Annotated in this window: 13 protein-coding genes and 1 pseudogene; 9 read left to right on the top strand and 5 right to left on the bottom strand. The window is 62.7% G+C overall.

Annotated elements, in window-relative coordinates; all coding sequences use genetic code 11:
- The first annotated feature begins 87 nt into the window (after nt 1–87).
- Genes RGV59_RS21435 through xylB form a run of 5 tightly spaced genes read left to right on the top strand, consistent with a single transcriptional unit; the run spans nt 88 to nt 6,060 of the window.
- Nucleotides 88–1,620, top strand: coding sequence for a sugar ABC transporter ATP-binding protein (locus tag RGV59_RS21435; RefSeq protein ID WP_108524059.1), 1,533 nt, complete (start codon nt 88–90; stop codon nt 1,618–1,620).
- Nucleotides 1,621–1,633: 13 nt separating this feature from the next.
- Nucleotides 1,634–2,602, top strand: coding sequence for an ABC transporter permease subunit (locus RGV59_RS21430; protein ID WP_086005473.1), 969 nt, complete (start codon nt 1,634–1,636; stop codon nt 2,600–2,602).
- Nucleotides 2,603–2,636: 34 nt separating this feature from the next.
- Nucleotides 2,637–3,569, top strand: coding sequence for an ABC transporter substrate-binding protein (locus RGV59_RS21425; RefSeq protein ID WP_057004076.1), 933 nt, complete (start codon nt 2,637–2,639; stop codon nt 3,567–3,569).
- Between the two features lie 21 nt (nt 3,570–3,590).
- On the top strand, nt 3,591–4,583 hold the full coding sequence (locus tag RGV59_RS21420; RefSeq protein ID WP_046484198.1) for a LacI family DNA-binding transcriptional regulator: 993 nt from the start codon (nt 3,591–3,593) through the stop codon (nt 4,581–4,583).
- Between the two features lie 16 nt (nt 4,584–4,599).
- Nucleotides 4,600–6,060 (top strand): xylulokinase, encoded by a 1,461-nt coding sequence (gene xylB, locus RGV59_RS21415; protein WP_126585286.1) that lies wholly within the window; start codon nt 4,600–4,602, stop codon nt 6,058–6,060.
- A 102-nt stretch (nt 6,061–6,162) separates the two neighbouring features.
- On the opposite strand, the gene RGV59_RS21410 is transcribed toward xylB, so the two are convergent.
- Nucleotides 6,163–6,603 (bottom strand): Lrp/AsnC family transcriptional regulator, encoded by a 441-nt coding sequence (locus tag RGV59_RS21410; RefSeq protein WP_017845744.1) that lies wholly within the window; start codon nt 6,601–6,603, stop codon nt 6,163–6,165.
- 109 nt (nt 6,604–6,712) lie between these two features.
- On the opposite strand from RGV59_RS21410, the gene RGV59_RS21405 reads away from it, so the two are divergent.
- The gene (locus RGV59_RS21405) at nt 6,713–7,606 is read left to right on the top strand and encodes a DMT family transporter (RefSeq protein WP_057004079.1); all 894 of its coding nucleotides are present in this window, start codon (nt 6,713–6,715) and stop codon (nt 7,604–7,606) included.
- Nucleotides 7,607–7,646: 40 nt separating this feature from the next.
- On the opposite strand, the gene RGV59_RS21400 is transcribed toward RGV59_RS21405, so the two are convergent.
- Together RGV59_RS21400 and RGV59_RS21395 are read right to left on the bottom strand one after the other, a co-directional pair.
- Nucleotides 7,647–9,635, bottom strand: coding sequence for a peptidase U32 family protein (locus RGV59_RS21400; protein WP_126585285.1), 1,989 nt, complete (start codon nt 9,633–9,635; stop codon nt 7,647–7,649).
- A 139-nt stretch (nt 9,636–9,774) separates the two neighbouring features.
- Nucleotides 9,775–10,155 (bottom strand): RidA family protein, encoded by a 381-nt coding sequence (locus tag RGV59_RS21395; protein WP_046383374.1) that lies wholly within the window; start codon nt 10,153–10,155, stop codon nt 9,775–9,777.
- Nucleotides 10,156–10,353: 198 nt separating this feature from the next.
- Here RGV59_RS21395 and RGV59_RS31825 point away from each other — a divergent pair.
- Both RGV59_RS31825 and RGV59_RS31820 read left to right on the top strand, forming a co-directional pair.
- Nucleotides 10,354–11,121: pseudogene (locus RGV59_RS31825) on the top strand (PAS domain-containing protein); the annotation flags it as partial.
- A 93-nt stretch (nt 11,122–11,214) separates the two neighbouring features.
- Entirely contained in the window at nt 11,215–11,709 is a 495-nt protein-coding gene (locus tag RGV59_RS31820; protein ID WP_238560665.1) for a methyl-accepting chemotaxis protein, read from the top strand.
- A gap of 20 nt (nt 11,710–11,729) precedes the next feature.
- On the opposite strand, the gene RGV59_RS21385 is transcribed toward RGV59_RS31820, so the two are convergent.
- Nucleotides 11,730–12,599 carry an isocitrate lyase/PEP mutase family protein gene (locus RGV59_RS21385; RefSeq protein WP_046383376.1) on the bottom strand — a complete coding sequence of 290 codons (870 nt, stop codon included), beginning with the start codon at nt 12,597–12,599 and terminating at the stop codon, nt 11,730–11,732.
- A 147-nt stretch (nt 12,600–12,746) separates the two neighbouring features.
- Nucleotides 12,747–13,649, bottom strand: coding sequence for a GGDEF domain-containing protein (locus RGV59_RS21380; protein ID WP_017845750.1), 903 nt, complete (start codon nt 13,647–13,649; stop codon nt 12,747–12,749).
- Nucleotides 13,650–13,837: 188 nt separating this feature from the next.
- Between RGV59_RS21380 and RGV59_RS21375 the strand changes: the two genes are divergently transcribed.
- Nucleotides 13,838–14,752, top strand: coding sequence for a universal stress protein (locus RGV59_RS21375; protein ID WP_017845751.1), 915 nt, complete (start codon nt 13,838–13,840; stop codon nt 14,750–14,752).
- The last annotated feature ends 18 nt before the right edge of the window (nt 14,753–14,770 follow it).

Here is a 14,770-nt window from a genome sequence, read left to right as displayed (position 1 = left end):
AAGCAAATCTATCTGATTAGAGTCGGTGGTGATCGGCTCTGATCCAAGGAGCGCGAATACAAAAATAATAAATTCAGGAGCTCAGTCATGAGCCTCGAACCCTTGCTTGAAATGCAGGGCATCAGCAAAACCTTCAACGGTTTGCGCGTGCTCAAGAATGTCAGCCTGAAAGTCTACCCCGGCGAAATCCACGCCTTGATGGGGGAGAACGGCGCCGGCAAATCCACCCTGATGAAAATCCTCTCCGGCGCTTACCAGGCCGACCCGGGCGGCACCATCCGCATCGCCGGCCAGCCTGTCGCCACGTTCGACCCCGCCACCGCCAAAGCCCTCGGCATCGCCGTGATCTATCAGGAACTGAGCCTGTGCCCGAACCTGAGCGTGGCCGAGAACATCTACCTGGGCCGCGAACTGCGCCGTGGCTGGACCATCGACCGCCAGGGCATGCAGGCCGGTTGCGTGGAAGTGCTGCAACGCCTGGGCGCCGAGTTCACCGCGGCAACGCGGGTCAGCAGCCTGTCGATTGCCGAACGTCAATTGGTGGAAATCGCCCGCGCCCTGCATGCCCACGCCAAGATTCTGGTGATGGACGAGCCCACCACGCCGCTCTCGTCGCGCGAGACCGATCGCCTGTTCGCGTTGATCAAACAACTGCGCAGCCAGGGCCTGGCGATCATCTATATCAGCCATCGCATGGCTGAGATCTACGAACTGTCGGACCGGGTTTCGGTGCTGCGCGACGGCCAGTACATCGGCGAACTGACCCGTGACGCGCTGTCGGCCGAGGTGTTGGTGAAGATGATGGTCGGCCGCGACCTCTCCGGTTTCTACAAGAAGGAGCACGCGGCCTATGACCCTGGCGCGGTGGTGATGCGCGTGCGCGACATGGCCGACGGCAAACGCGTGCGCAACTGCAGCTTCGACCTGCATGCCGGCGAAGTGCTGGGCATCGCCGGCCTGGTGGGGGCAGGGCGCACCGAACTGGCGCGGCTGATCTTCGGCGCCGACCCGCGCACCGGCGGCACCCTGGAAGTGGTGGGCAAGACCGTCACCCAACTGCGCACCCCGGCCGACGCGATCCGCGCCGGCGTGGTGTACCTCACCGAAGACCGCAAGGCCCAGGGCCTGTTCCTGGACATGAGCGTGGCCGACAACATCAATGTCTGCGCCTGTGTGCCGGACGCCCATGCCGGTGGCGTGCTCAATCGACGGCATGCCGCGCAACGCTCGCAGGACGCGATCAAGTCGCTGTCGATTCGCGTGGCGTCGGGCAAGGTCAACGTCGGCGCGTTGTCCGGCGGCAATCAGCAAAAGGTCTTGTTGGCGCGGCTGCTGGAGGTCAAGCCGCATGTGCTGATCCTCGACGAACCCACGCGCGGCGTGGACATCGGCTCCAAATCCGAGATCTACCGCATCATCAATCAACTGGCGCAGGCCGGCGTAGGCGTCGTGGTGATTTCCAGCGAGTTGCCGGAAATCATCGGCACCTGCGACCGCGTGCTGATCATGCGCGAAGGCCAGTTGGTGGCCGAAGTCGGCGGGGCTTCGGGCCACGTCATTTCCCAGGAACGTATTATTGACCTCGCCACCGGTGGCGATCAGGTGGCTGCCCATGGCTGATTCGAACAACACAATGACCCTCCCGCCAATCGGCAAGGCCGAGCGGCTCAGGGAACTGATGCGCAGCGTCGGCATGCTGCCGGTGCTGGTCCTGCTGCTGGTGGGCTTTGCCCTGGCCAGCGAAAACTTCCTGACGGTGCAGAACCTGTCGATCATCACGCAACAGGCCTCGGTCAACGTGGTGCTGGCGGCGGGCATGACCTTTGTGATCCTCACTGCCGGCATCGACCTGTCCGTCGGCGCGATCCTCGCGGCGTCCGCCGTGGTGGCGTTGCAGGCCTCGATGTCGCCGCAGTTCGGCATGTTCGGGATTGCCGCCGGGATTGGCTTTGGCCTGTTGCTGGGCCTGGTCAACGGTGGGTTGATCGCGTTCATGCGCTTGCCGCCGTTTATCGTCACCCTCGGCGCGCTGACCGCCATGCGCGGCCTGGCGCGTTTGCTGGCCGACGACAAGACCGTGTTCAACCCCGACCTGCCGTTTGCCTTTATCGGCAATGACTCGATCCTCGGCGTGCCGTGGTTGGTGGTGATCGCGGTCGCGGTGGTGGCGTTGTCGTGGTTCATCCTGCGGCGCACGGTGATGGGCGTGCAGATCTATTCGGTGGGCGGCAACCCGGAAGCGGCGCGGCTCTCCGGGATCAAGGTGTGGAAGGTGCTGCTGTTCGTCTACGCGATGTCCGGTGCGTTGGCCGGGCTTGGCGCGGTGATGAGTGCTTCACGCCTGTTCGCCGCCAATGGCCTGCAACTGGGGCAATCCTACGAGCTGGATGCGATCGCTGCAGTGATCCTCGGCGGCACCAGCTTTACCGGCGGCGTCGGCACCATCGGCGGCACGCTGATCGGCGCACTGATCATCGCGGTACTGACCAATGGCCTGGTGCTGCTGGGCGTCTCGGATATCTGGCAGTACATCATCAAGGGCATCGTGATCATCGGCGCGGTCGCGCTGGATCGCTATCGCCAGTCCGGTGCGCGGACCTGAGTTCACTCCTACAACAATCACAAGAGAGACCCACATGAACCTAAAACACATCTTTCCCGTCATTGCCTTGGCTGCCCTGATGTCCCAAGCCGTGGAAGCGCGTGAATTGAAAGCCCTGGGCATCAGCATGGGCTCGCTGGGCAACCCGTATTTCGTGACCCTGGCCGACGGCGCCACGGCCCGCGCCAAGGAGCTGAACCCCGGCGTCAAGGTCACGTCGGTGTCGGCCGACTATGACTTGAGCAAGCAGTTTTCGCAGATCGACAACTTCATCTCGTCCAAGGTCGACCTGATTCTGATCAACGCCGTCGACCCCTCCGCCATGGCCTCGGCGATCAAGAAAGCCCGTGACGCCGGTATCGTCGTGGTGGCGGTGGACGTGGACGCCAAGGGGGTCAACGCGACCGTGCAGACCGACAACGTCGAAGCCGGCAAACTGGCCTGCCAATTCCTGGTGGACAAACTCGCGGGTAAAGGCAACGTGATTATCCAGAACGGCCCGCAAGTGACTGCCGTGACCGACCGCGTCAAAGGTTGCAAGGCCGCCTTGGCCGCTGCGCCGCAGATCAAGGTGCTGTCCGATGACCAGGACGGCAAGGGCTCGCGTGAAGGCGGCCTGAACGTGATGCAGGGCTACCTCACGCGTTTTGCGAAAATCGACGGTCTGTTCGCGATCAACGACCCCCAGGCCATCGGCAGCGACCTGGCGGCCAAGCAGCTTAAACGCAGCGGTATCATCATCACCTCGGTGGATGGCGCACCGGATATCGAGAATGCGCTGAAGACCGACACCCAGATCCAGGCGTCCTCCAGCCAGGACCCATGGGCCATGGCGCAGACGGCGGTGAACATCGGCAATGACCTTCTCAACGACAAGGCGCCGGCCGAAACGGTTACGCTGCTCACGCCCAAACTGATCACCCGCGACAACGTCGCGACGTACAGCGGCTGGTCGAGTAAACACTGAGTCATTGAGGGGGACAGCGCCGTGGTCACCATGGATGACGTCGCAAGCAGAGCGGGGGTGTCGACGTCAACGGTGTCCCATGTGTTGAACGGCACCCGCAAGGTCAGCCCGGCCACGGTGCAAGCGGTGCAGCGCGCGATCCAGGAACTGGGTTATATCCCCAACACCCTGGCGCGCTCGCTGGCGCGTTCGAGCACCAACACTATCGGCGTGGCGATCTCGGCGCTGTCCAATCATTACTTCAGCGAAACCGTACACGCGATCGAAACCGAGTGCGCCAAGCACGGCTACATGATGCTGTTCGTCGATACCCACGACGACCCGGAGCAGGAGCTGCGGGTGGTCACGGCGCTGCATCACCGGCGCGTCGACGGCATTGTGTTGGCGCCTTCGAACGGTTCGCTGGCCCTGGAGTATCTACGGGCCAGTGAGATTCCGGCGGTGCTGGTGGACCGGATGATGAGTGAGCAATTCGATCAGGTCGGGGTGGCGAATACCCAGCCCACCCAGGCGCTGATTGCCCACCTGATCGCCCATGGGCATCGCCGAATCGGCTTCATCGCCGGGCGCCTGGGGTTCAGCACCACGGATGAACGGGTGGCCGGTTACCGCGCGGCATTGGCGGCCGCGGGGCTGGCGTTCGATCCGCAACTGCTGGTCAACGGCGGCTCCAACACCGAACCGGCACGCCAGGCCACGGTGCAGTTACTGGGCCTGGCCGCGCCGCCGACCGCGATCATGGCCGGCAACAACCTGATGACCCTCGGCGCCATGCAGGCCTTGCGCGATGCACATATCGAAGTGCCGGCGCAGATGGCGCTGGTGGGCTTCGATGATTTTGATTGGGCGGATTTCTTTGTGCCGCGCCTGACGTTGATCGCCCAGCCGGTCCAGGCGCTCGGCGCTCGTGCGGTCAACCTGTTACTGCAACGCATGGCCGCACCCGATGCGCCGACCCGCAGTGTGCGTCTGGAGCCGACCCTGCAAATACGTAACTCCTGTGGCTGTGATTGATTGGAATGACACGCGTATGAACACTGCTGTTTCCCTCGGCATCGACCTGGGCACCTCGGAACTCAAAGCCATCCTGATGGACGCCAGCGGCGCGGTGCTGGCTCAGGCCGGTGTGCGCTTGAGCGTCTCGCGCCGGCACGCCGGCTGGTCCGAACAGGCGCCGCAAGACTGGTGGCAAGCCTGTTTGCAGGCGCTGGATGTGTTGCGCGCTCATGAATCGTTTGCCCGTGTGGCGTGCATCGGCCTGTCCGGGCAAATGCACGGCGCGGTATTGCTGGGGGATGACGACCGCGTGTTATACCCGGCGATTCTGTGGGACGACTCGCGCGCGGCGGCCGAAGCGGCACAGCTCGGCCCAGGGTTTGCCGACGTCACCGGCAGCTTGCCCATGGCCGGCTTGACCGCGCCGAAACTGCTCTGGCTGCAACGGCATGAGCCCGAGGTGTTCAAGGCCATCGATTGCGTGCTGTCGCCCAAGGACTACCTGCGCCTGCGCTTGAGCGGGGAGCGCGTCAGCGAGATGTCCGATGCGGCCGGAACGCTGTGGCTGGACGTGGCCAATCGTCAATGGTTCAGCCCCATGCTGCGGGCCACCGGCCTGGCGCCGGAACAAATGCCCAGGCTGGTGGAGGGCGGTGCGGCAAGCGCGTGTCTGACCGCTCGCGAGCTGGGTTTGCGCGCCGAGGTGGTGATTGCCGGCGGCGGTGGCGACAACCCGGTTGCGGCGGTCGGCATCGGCGCGATCAATGCTGGCGACGGTTTCATCACGCTGGGCACCAGCGCGGCGATTGTCGCCATCACCGACCATGCGGCGGGCAACCCGGCCAGCGCGGTACACAGCTTCTGCCATGCGCTGCCCGACCGTTGGTACACCATGGGCGCGATGCTGGCTGGCGCCAGTTGTTTGCGCTGGGTCACGCGCCTGACGGGCATGCCGGATGAACAGGCGCTGTTGGATCAGGTCCAGGCCCAGTTGCCCATCGGCCAATCGGTGCCGCTGGACACGCCGTTGTTCCTGCCGTACCTGGCCGGCGAACGCACCCCGCATAACGACCCTTTATTACGCGGCGGCTTTATGAACCTGGGCCACGACTGCACCCCGGCGATGCTGGGGTATGCGGTGATGGAAGGTGTGGGTTTTGGCCTGCTCGACGCGTTGCGCGCGGTGCAATCGAGCGGCGCCGACGTCACCGCCTGTGCGCTGGTGGGTGGCGGCGCGCGCAGTGAGTATTGGGCGCAGTTGCTGGCCAACATCCTGCAGCGGGAAATCTTCACGCTGCACGGCAGTGAACTGAGCGCGTGCATCGGCGCGGCGAAGTTGGGCTTTTTGGCCATCGGGCAGGGCGCGGCGTTGCTCGCGGCGGGCATGCCGGTCAAGGCGCGGTATGTACCGGACGTGGCGCAACAGCCGGTGCTGGAGGCGCGTTATCGCAAGTTTCAGGGGCTGTTGGGCGCGGCCAAGGCTCTGCACGACTGACTTGATCTGGCCCTGTGGGAGGGAGCTTGCTCCCGATAGCGGAGTGTCAGTCACTGCATAAGTGCCTGAACCACTGCTATCCCCACCTAAGGTTTGTCGGCGTTAGTCCGTCAGCGGTGGCAGGCGCCGCTTCACTGGGGTTTTCTTGACGATGGCGGTGTTGGTTTCGGCATAGACGTTGAGCCGATCCAGCAGGCTGTCGAGGTGGTCCATGGTGCGTACATGCAGGCGTGCGATGAAGCAGTCCTCGCCGGTGACTTTGTCGCATTCGGTGAATTCGGGGATGGCCTGGATCTGCCGCTCCACTTCCTGCAATTGGCCGGGCAGGGGACGGATACGCACGATGGCTTGCAGCAGGTAGCCGAAGTGTTTGGGGTCGATGTCGACCGTGTAATGGGTCAGCACGCCGCGCTCTTCCAGGCGGCGCAGGCGTTCGCCGACGCTGGGCGAGGACAGGCCGGTGATGCCGGCCAGGGCCTTGAGGGACAGCCGGGAGTCGTCCATCAAAGCGCCGATCAGTTGTTGGTCGATGGTGTCGATCATGGTGTGCGCCTAATAAATAAAGGTCATTGAGGCTTTTCGCCTTTTTTAGGCGCTGGAGCCGCGGCGAACCAGCTTGCCATAATTGAGCCTCACTTGAGGAGTCTCAATCATGGACACATCCATCCGTCGCGGGTCGTGGGAAATGGTCGCCGCCATGCTGATCTCGGGCACCATTGGCTGGTTTGTACTGGTGTCGGGCGTATCGGTGCTCGAAGTGGTGTTCTGGCGCTGCGTGATCGGGGCGCTGACGTTATTGCTGGTGTGCGCGCTGCTCGGGTATCTGCGCCGGGACCTGCTCAGTTGGGCCGGGCTCGGCCTGGCGATGCTCAGCGGAGTGGCCATTGTCGGCAACTGGTTGCTGCTGTTCGAATCGTATTCCCGCGCGTCCATCGCCATCAGCACTGCGGTGTACAACGTGCAGCCGTTCATGTTGGTGATGCTGGCGGCGCTGTTTCTCGGTGAAAAGCTCAGCGTGCCGAAGCTGGCGTGGCTGAGTGTGGCATTCCTCGGGATGCTGGCGATTGTCAGCGCCCATGGCAATCAGCCAACCGGCGACGATTACCTGGCCGGTATCGCCCTGGCCCTCGGCGCGGCATTTCTGTATGCGCTTGCCGCGCTGATCATCAAGCGCCTGAAGGCAGTACCGCCGCATTTGATCGCGCTGATCCAGGTCACGACCGGTGCGTTGTTACTGGCGCCGCTGGTGCCGTGGCACAGTCTGCCGGTGGCGCACAACGCCTGGGCGGCCTTGTTGACGCTCGGGGTGGTACACACCGGTTTGATGTATGTGTTGCTGTACGGGGCGATCCAGAAGTTGCCGACGGCCATCACCGGCGCGTTGTCGTTTATCTACCCGATTGCGGCGATTCTGGTCGACTGGATTGCCTTCGGGCATCGCCTGGGTTGGCTGCAATGGCTGGGCGTCGCCGCGATTCTGTTGGCTGCCGCCGGGTTGCAAAGGGGCTGGTGGTGGCGCCCCAAAGCTGTGGTGCAAGTGCAGTGATCGAGAGCGAGCGCGCCGTTGCAGCGCGCCCGCGGTTTGATCAATGCGGCGCGCGCGGGATGGTCTTGAGCAGATCGTCCGGGCTGATGTAGCCGACTACGCTGCCTGGCTGCGGCAACCCGAGGATGTGCCCCTTGATCTTGCCCACCACATGCATTTCGCATGGCTTGCAGTCGAATTTCAGGGTCAGCACTTCATCGCCATGGATCAACTGCATCGGCGCAACCTTGGTCTTCACCCCCGTCACGCCCTTGGCCTGTTTGGGGCAGAGGTTGAACGAGAAACGCAGGCAGTGCTTGGTGATCATCACCGGCACTTCACCGGTTTCTTCGTGGGCTTCGAAGGCCGCGTCGATCAGTTTCACGCCGTGGCGGTGGTAGAAATCCCGGGCCTTCTGGTTATACACGTTGGCCAGGAACGACAGGTGCGCTTCCGGGTACACCGGCGGCGGGCTGGTTTCGGCCTTGCGCCCACCACGCGGGTGAGCGTCGATGCGCGCCGCTGTCAGCGCTTCGATCACTTCACGGCGCGCGGCCTTGAGCTGCGAGTTGGGGATGAAGAACGCCTGCGGCGCATCCAGCTCGATGGCGGTGGCGTGGTATTCGGTGGTGCCCAGTTGGCCGAGCAGGTCACGCAGGGTGTCCAGCGCCTGTTCCGGTTTGTTGGCCACACCGAACGGGCCGGGCAGGGCGACGCTGGCGGTGATGCCTTCTTCGCTGGTGGCGTTCAGTTCCAGGCGCGCTTCGCGCAGTCGGGCGACCCACGACAGGCCGATCCGGCGCTCGGCGGAGGTTTTGAGCAGCGCCTGTTGCCAGTTGTGGTCGAGGTTGCGGTTCAGCGGGTGGTTGGGGCGCAACTGATGCAGGCCGGCCGGCATTTCGTTCGGCTCGACGCGATAGCGGTAGCGCTTCTCGCCGTCTTCCTCGAACTCGCCCTTGGCTTCGGCGATATTGGCGCGGAAACCCACCACTTCGCGCTTGACCAGCACATTCAGGCCGTCGCCGTTGGACAGCGGCTCATGGGTGATTACTTGCAGGTCGCGTTTGCCGGCTTTTTCCACCACGCCCACCGGCAGGCCGGTGAAGGTCGGGGTGTCGAAGGCGCCGATGTCGATCTTGCGGTCGCTGACGAAATAGTCGGTGCTGCCCCGGTGGAAGGTCTTTTCCGGGTCGGGCAGGAAGAAATGCGCGGTCCGGCCGCTGGAGGCGCGGGTCAGGTCGGGGCGGTCTTCGAGGATCTCGTCGAGGCGCTGGCGGTAATAGGCGGTGATGTTCTTCACATAGCCCATGTCCTTGTAGCGCCCTTCGATCTTGAACGAGCGCACACCGGCATCGACCAGGGCGCGCAGGTTGGCGCTCTGGTTGTTGTCTTTCATCGACAGCAGGTGCTTTTCAAAGGCGACGACGCGGCCTTGATCGTCTTTGAGGGTGTACGGCAGGCGGCACGCCTGGGAACAGTCGCCGCGGTTGGCGCTGCGGCCGTTCTGCGCGTGGGAGATATTGCACTGCCCGGAGAACGCCACGCACAGGGCGCCGTGGATGAAGAACTCGATGGCGGCATCGGTTTCATCGGCAATGGCGCGGATTTCCTGCAGGTTCAGCTCGCGGGCCAATACCAGCTGCGAGAAGCCGGCCTGGTCGAGAAATTTGGCGCGGCCCAGGGTGCGGATGTCGGTCTGGGTGCTGGCGTGCAGCTCGATCGGCGGGATATCCAGCTCCATCACGCCCAGGTCTTGCACGATCAACGCGTCGACGCCAGCGTCGTAGAGCTGATGGATCAGCTTGCGCGCCGGTTCCAGTTCGTTGTCATGCAAGATGGTGTTGAGGGTGGTGAAGACGCGGGCGTGGTAGCGCCGGGCGAATTCGACCAATTGCGCGATATCGCTGACCTCGTTGCAGGCGTTGTGGCGGGCGCCGAAGCTTGGGCCGCCGATGTAGATGGCGTCGGCGCCATGCAGGATGGCCTCGCGCGCGATGGCGACATCGCGGGCAGGGCTGAGCAATTCCAGGTGATGCTTGGGCAAGGACATAGTTTTTTTAGTCAGGCTTGTCACGGTCGAGGCGCGCATTGTAGCCGTGAAACGCCTGACCGGCACCTACCGCAGGGCCGCCGGCGGGCTTGGCCTGCAAGGTGCCAGGCCAATGACGGGGGTTTCAATCGACGCGGGTTCAGGCCTTGGCGGCCATCGCGGTGACTTCCACGCGCATGCCTTCCACCGCCAGGGCCGCCACGCCAACTGCGGCACGCACCGGCCACGGCTTGGCGAAGAAGCGCTTGTAGACCTCGTTGAACGCCGCGCGGTCGGCCATGTCGGTCAGGTAGATGGTCAGGTGCATCACCCGGTCCATGGAACTGCCGGCGCGTTCAAGGGCGACTTTCAGCGCTTGCAGCGTGCATTCGCTTTGCGCGGTGATGTCGCCCAGTTCCAGGCTGCCGTCGGCGCGGGTCGGGATCTGGGTGGAGACCAGGATGCCGTTGAAGCCGATCACGTCGGAGGAAATCGAGTCGGCATCCGGATCAGGGGTGAAGGACAGGTCGTGGTTGGCCATGCGGATCTCTTGGCAGGGAAAGGGTGGTCAATTTAAACACAGGGCGCGCGCGGATCAGTACTCTTCGGCGTTGCAGGCGTGGCGAGCGGCAAGTATTTGACGTCAAATGATATTTATTTTTCATCGGTCAAGTCCGGTATTTATTGGCCGATAGTGCAGGAGATAACCCCCGATTCTACGCACGGCTGAGGCTACGTCATGTTCAATCACACACTAAAAACAGAACTGGCGGCCAGGAGGGCCGAAGTCGCTGAATACCAAGGATTGATTGCCGCGCTTGAGCGCTCCATGGCCGTGGTCGAATTCGACCTCAATGGCAAGGTGTTGCGCGCCAATGACAACTTTATGAAAACCCTGGGTTACAGCAGCGCTCAATTGGCCGGCAAGACCCACCGTGATTTTTGCCCGTCGGCGCTGACCAGCAGCCCTGCCTATGCCGAGTTCTGGCAGGAACTCAGGGCCGGCAAGTTCGTCTCGGGCACATTCAAACGGGTGGACGCCCACGGCAAGATCATCTGGCTGGAGGCCAGCTACAACCCGGTGCTGGATGAGCGCGGCCAGGTCGTGAAAGTGGTCAAGTACGCCCTCGACGTCACGCGCAAAGTGGAGCAGGAGGCAGCGACCCGCAGCAAGCTGGCTGCGCTGGACCGGGCGATGGCCGTGATTGAGTTCGACTTGAACGGGCAAGTGCTCGATGCCAACGAGAATTTCCTCACGGTCATGGGTTATTCACTGACGGAACTCAAAGGCAAGCATCACCGTATGTTTTGCGAACCGGCCCAGGTCAACAGCCCTGAGTACGCCGACTTCTGGCGGCGCTTGAACAATGGTGAATTCTTCACCGGGCAATTCAAGCGTATCGGCAAGCACGGCCGCGTGGTGTGGTTGGAGGCGAGTTACAACCCGGTGTATGACGGCGACGGCAAGCTGATCAAAATCGTCAAGTTCGCCAGCGACATCAGCGAGCGTGTCGAGAAGTTCGAGGAGGATTCACGCGGTGCTTCCCGCGCTTACCATATTTCCTCGGAAACCGAGCGATTCGCCGAACATGGCACCCAGGTGATCAACGAAACCGCCAGTGAAATGCGCCGCATTGCCGATAATATCGGTGCCTCGGCACGGTTGGTGGGACAGTTGGGCGATCGTTCCGAGCAGATCACTGCGATCGTCAATACCATTCGCGGTATTGCCGACCAGACCAACCTGCTGGCGCTCAACGCCGCCATCGAGGCCGCGCGCGCAGGCGATCAGGGCCGTGGTTTTGCGGTGGTGGCCGATGAGGTCAGGCAACTGGCGGGGCGCACCAGCCGTTCCACCGCCGAGATTGCCGAGATGATCGGCCTGATTCTGTCGGAAACCCGTGACGCGGTCGCCAGCATGAGCGCGACCCAGGAAGGCGCGCAACGTGGCGTCAGCCTGGCCGACCAGGCGGGTGCGGTGATTCTGCAGATCCGCACCAGCACCAGCGATGCGGTGCAAGCCGTGAGCATGTTTGCGTCAAAGCTGGATGAGTCGGAGGTGGTTCCGAAAACCGCTGTCGGCTGGGTCGGCTAGACGCGCACCCGGGGTCAGTCTCACTCCTCTACATCCATGAACTCTTTGGCCCAGGCCACGTAGCTCTCCGGCAGGGTGTAGGTGTGAGTAAGCTCGGTGGCACTGAGGTTCGAGGTGCTGTGGGTGAGCTGACGTTGGGCGCGCAGGCTGTCGTAGGTGGCCTTGATCGCCGCGAAGTAGGCGCCGTGGCCGGCCACCACGATGCGTACTCCCAGGCTTGCCAGGCGCTGGCTGTCATTGAGTTTCGGGTTGCCGTAGGTCACCAGCATCAAGGGCACCGTGAGTTGTTGCGCAATCTGCTCAAGGTGCTCGAAGTCGCTGACACCCACCATGCAGATCCCATCGGCACCGGCTTTTTCATAGGCCAGGGTGCGTTCGATCACAGCCTCGGTCGGCAACACCTTCGCGTTAGTGCGGGCGATGATGGACAGCTCGGGGTCGACCCGTGCTTCAAGGGCGGCCCTGACTTTGCCAATGCCTTCCTCGATGGAAATCAGATCGGTCGATTTGCGCCCGAACTGCGCCGGCAACAGCGTGTCTTCAATCGTCAGTGCCGCAACGCCTGCGCGTTCCAGCTCCGCGACGGTACGCATGACATTCAGGGCATTGCCATAGCCGTGGTCGGCATCGGCAATCACCGGCAACTGCGCAACGCGGCCGATCCGGGTGGCCTGTTCAGCGAACTCACTCAAGGTGATCAACGCAAAATCGGGTGCCGCCAGTACCTGCAGCGAAGCGACCGAGCCCCCCAGAATGCCGACTTCGAAGCCCAGGTCGGCGGCGATACGCGCCGACATCGGGTCGAACACAGAGGCCGTCTCAACGCACAGTGGCGTAGCGAGCAGTTCACGGAAATTACGACGCAGGGCTGAGTGGGACACTTTGGGCATGATCTTTCCTGGTTCTGGTCATTGTCGACTGACGATCAATGCCTATTCATAGTCGTCAGAGATTACCACGCCACAAAACCCAGGATTATGACGTTTGAGAATGGGCTATGCCCACCGCACATACGGTGGGCGCGAGGTGTGCGCCGTTCAGTCGGCAGGCTGGCTAAGCAGGTTGAAATGACAGGCGCTGCCACCGCGTCGTTTAGCCTGGTACATCGCGTCGTCGGCCCGTGCGAGCAGTTGCTCGACGCTTGCCCCGTCCCATGGATACAGGCTGATGCCGACGCTGATATGTGTGTTCAGGCGGTGGGCATCGATCATGAACGGCTGGTTGATCGCGCCGATCAATTTATCGGCCAACACCTCGACCTGCCTGGCGTGGTCCATACCGGTCACCAGGATCGCAAACTCGTCGCCGCTCAAACGGCCGACGACATCGGACCTGCGCACCGACTGGCTGAGGCGTTCGGCCACCGCCACCAGCAATTTGTCGCCGCACGCATGCCCATGGGTGTCGTTGACCGCTTTGAAACGGTCCAGGTCGATAAACATCAACGCCAGCGGCTGTTGCTGCTGGGTGGCATGACTCATCGCTTGATTGAGCAGGCTCAGAAACAGGCTGCGGTTGGGCAAGCCGGTCAGTCCGTCATGGAACGCCAGTTGTTGCATGCGCGCACGTTCTTCGTCCATCACCTTGAAGTTGTGCAGGATCGCGATGAAGTGCGTGACCACGCCCTGCGGGTCGAGCACCGGGGTAATGACCTGATTGATCGTACAGTTGGAGCCGTCCTTGCGGCGCTCGACCATCTCGCCCTGCCAGGTCAGGCCCGCCATGATGGTCATCCACAGCTCCCGATAGAACGTGGTGGTTTGCCGTCCCGACGACAAAAGGTGCGGGGTTTTACCGACCAGCTCCAGCTTCGAATAGCCACTCAACAGGCTGAACGCTCGGTTGATCCACACAATGCAACCCGATCTCTCGGTGATCAGCACCGGGTTTGTCGCCGCGTCCAACGCCCTCACCAACACTTGCTGCTCATCTTCGATCATGGTGCCCTCCGACGGAGCCGGTGACGCTGCAAGTCTTGATGCAGGCTAGGGGCAAGGGGCCCGGCGGCTGTTGATGAAAATCAACTTTTGCGGGCACCAACTGATAAAGATCAAGTAGCCGCTGAGCCGGAACGCTCAATCTGAAGACCTATCCACCGAATGAGATGGCCGCGTGCCGAGGTGCCCCCATGTTGCAGACTCAGCGTTTACTGTTGATTGCCCCTTCGTCCATGACCCGCACACCGGCGTTCGATCGTGCAGCTGCCTTGGCGCGCGCGATGCAGTTGCCGTTGCATATCGTGGCATTCGACTATTTGCAGGCTCTGGCGATCGCCGGGCTGTTTGCGCCCGAACAGATCAATCGCGCCCGGGAAGGGTACCTGGACACCCATCGCCACTGGCTCGCCGAGCAGGCCGAGGTGATGCGCCAGCGCGGGGTCGAGGTCACCAGCGAGGTGGTCTGGGTGCATCATCCTTATGAGGAAATCCTGCATTTCGTCAACGAGATGTCGCTGGCCCTGATCATCAAGGATGCCGAGGAAGAGCCGGCGTTGAAACGGGTGTTCTTCACCCCGCTGGATTGGCAACTGCTGCGCGACTGCCCGGTGCCGGTGCATCTGGTCACCGACTCGCGCCACCCGTTGCCACGCAAGGTGCTGGCGATTGTCGATGTGTTGCGCAGCGAGGAGCAGGACCAGATCTTCAACGACCAGATTGTCGAAGCGGCGGTCAAGCTGGCCGCGCAATGCCAGGCCCAGCTCGAGTTGCTGCATGTGTACGACTGGGCCGCGGTGTATGCCAAGGACATGGGCTTCGGCGCGGTGCCCCTGGCCGCCGGGCTCTATGAGTCGTTGAATGAAGCCCAGCATGAGGCGTTTGCCGCGTTGGCCGAGCGCCAGGGGATTCCCGTCGAGCATCGGCACTTTATCGAGGGCACGCCGCTCTTCAACATTTGCGACTTCGCCCGCGACCACCAGATCGACATCATCGTCATGGGCACCGTGCAGCACTGGGGCTTGAACAAGCTGTTGGGCACTACCGCCGAAAGCCTGCTGCACCACGCGCCGTGCAGTATGTGGGCGATCAAACCGACGCGCAGCTGATGAAGGATTGAACCTGGC

The sequence above is a fragment of the Pseudomonas sp. FG1 genome (genome assembly GCF_034313875.1).
Taxonomy (GTDB): domain Bacteria; phylum Pseudomonadota; class Gammaproteobacteria; order Pseudomonadales; family Pseudomonadaceae; genus Aquipseudomonas; species Aquipseudomonas veronii.
Note: the sequence above shows the minus strand (reverse complement) of the source record. Positions and strands in the feature narration are given on the sequence as shown.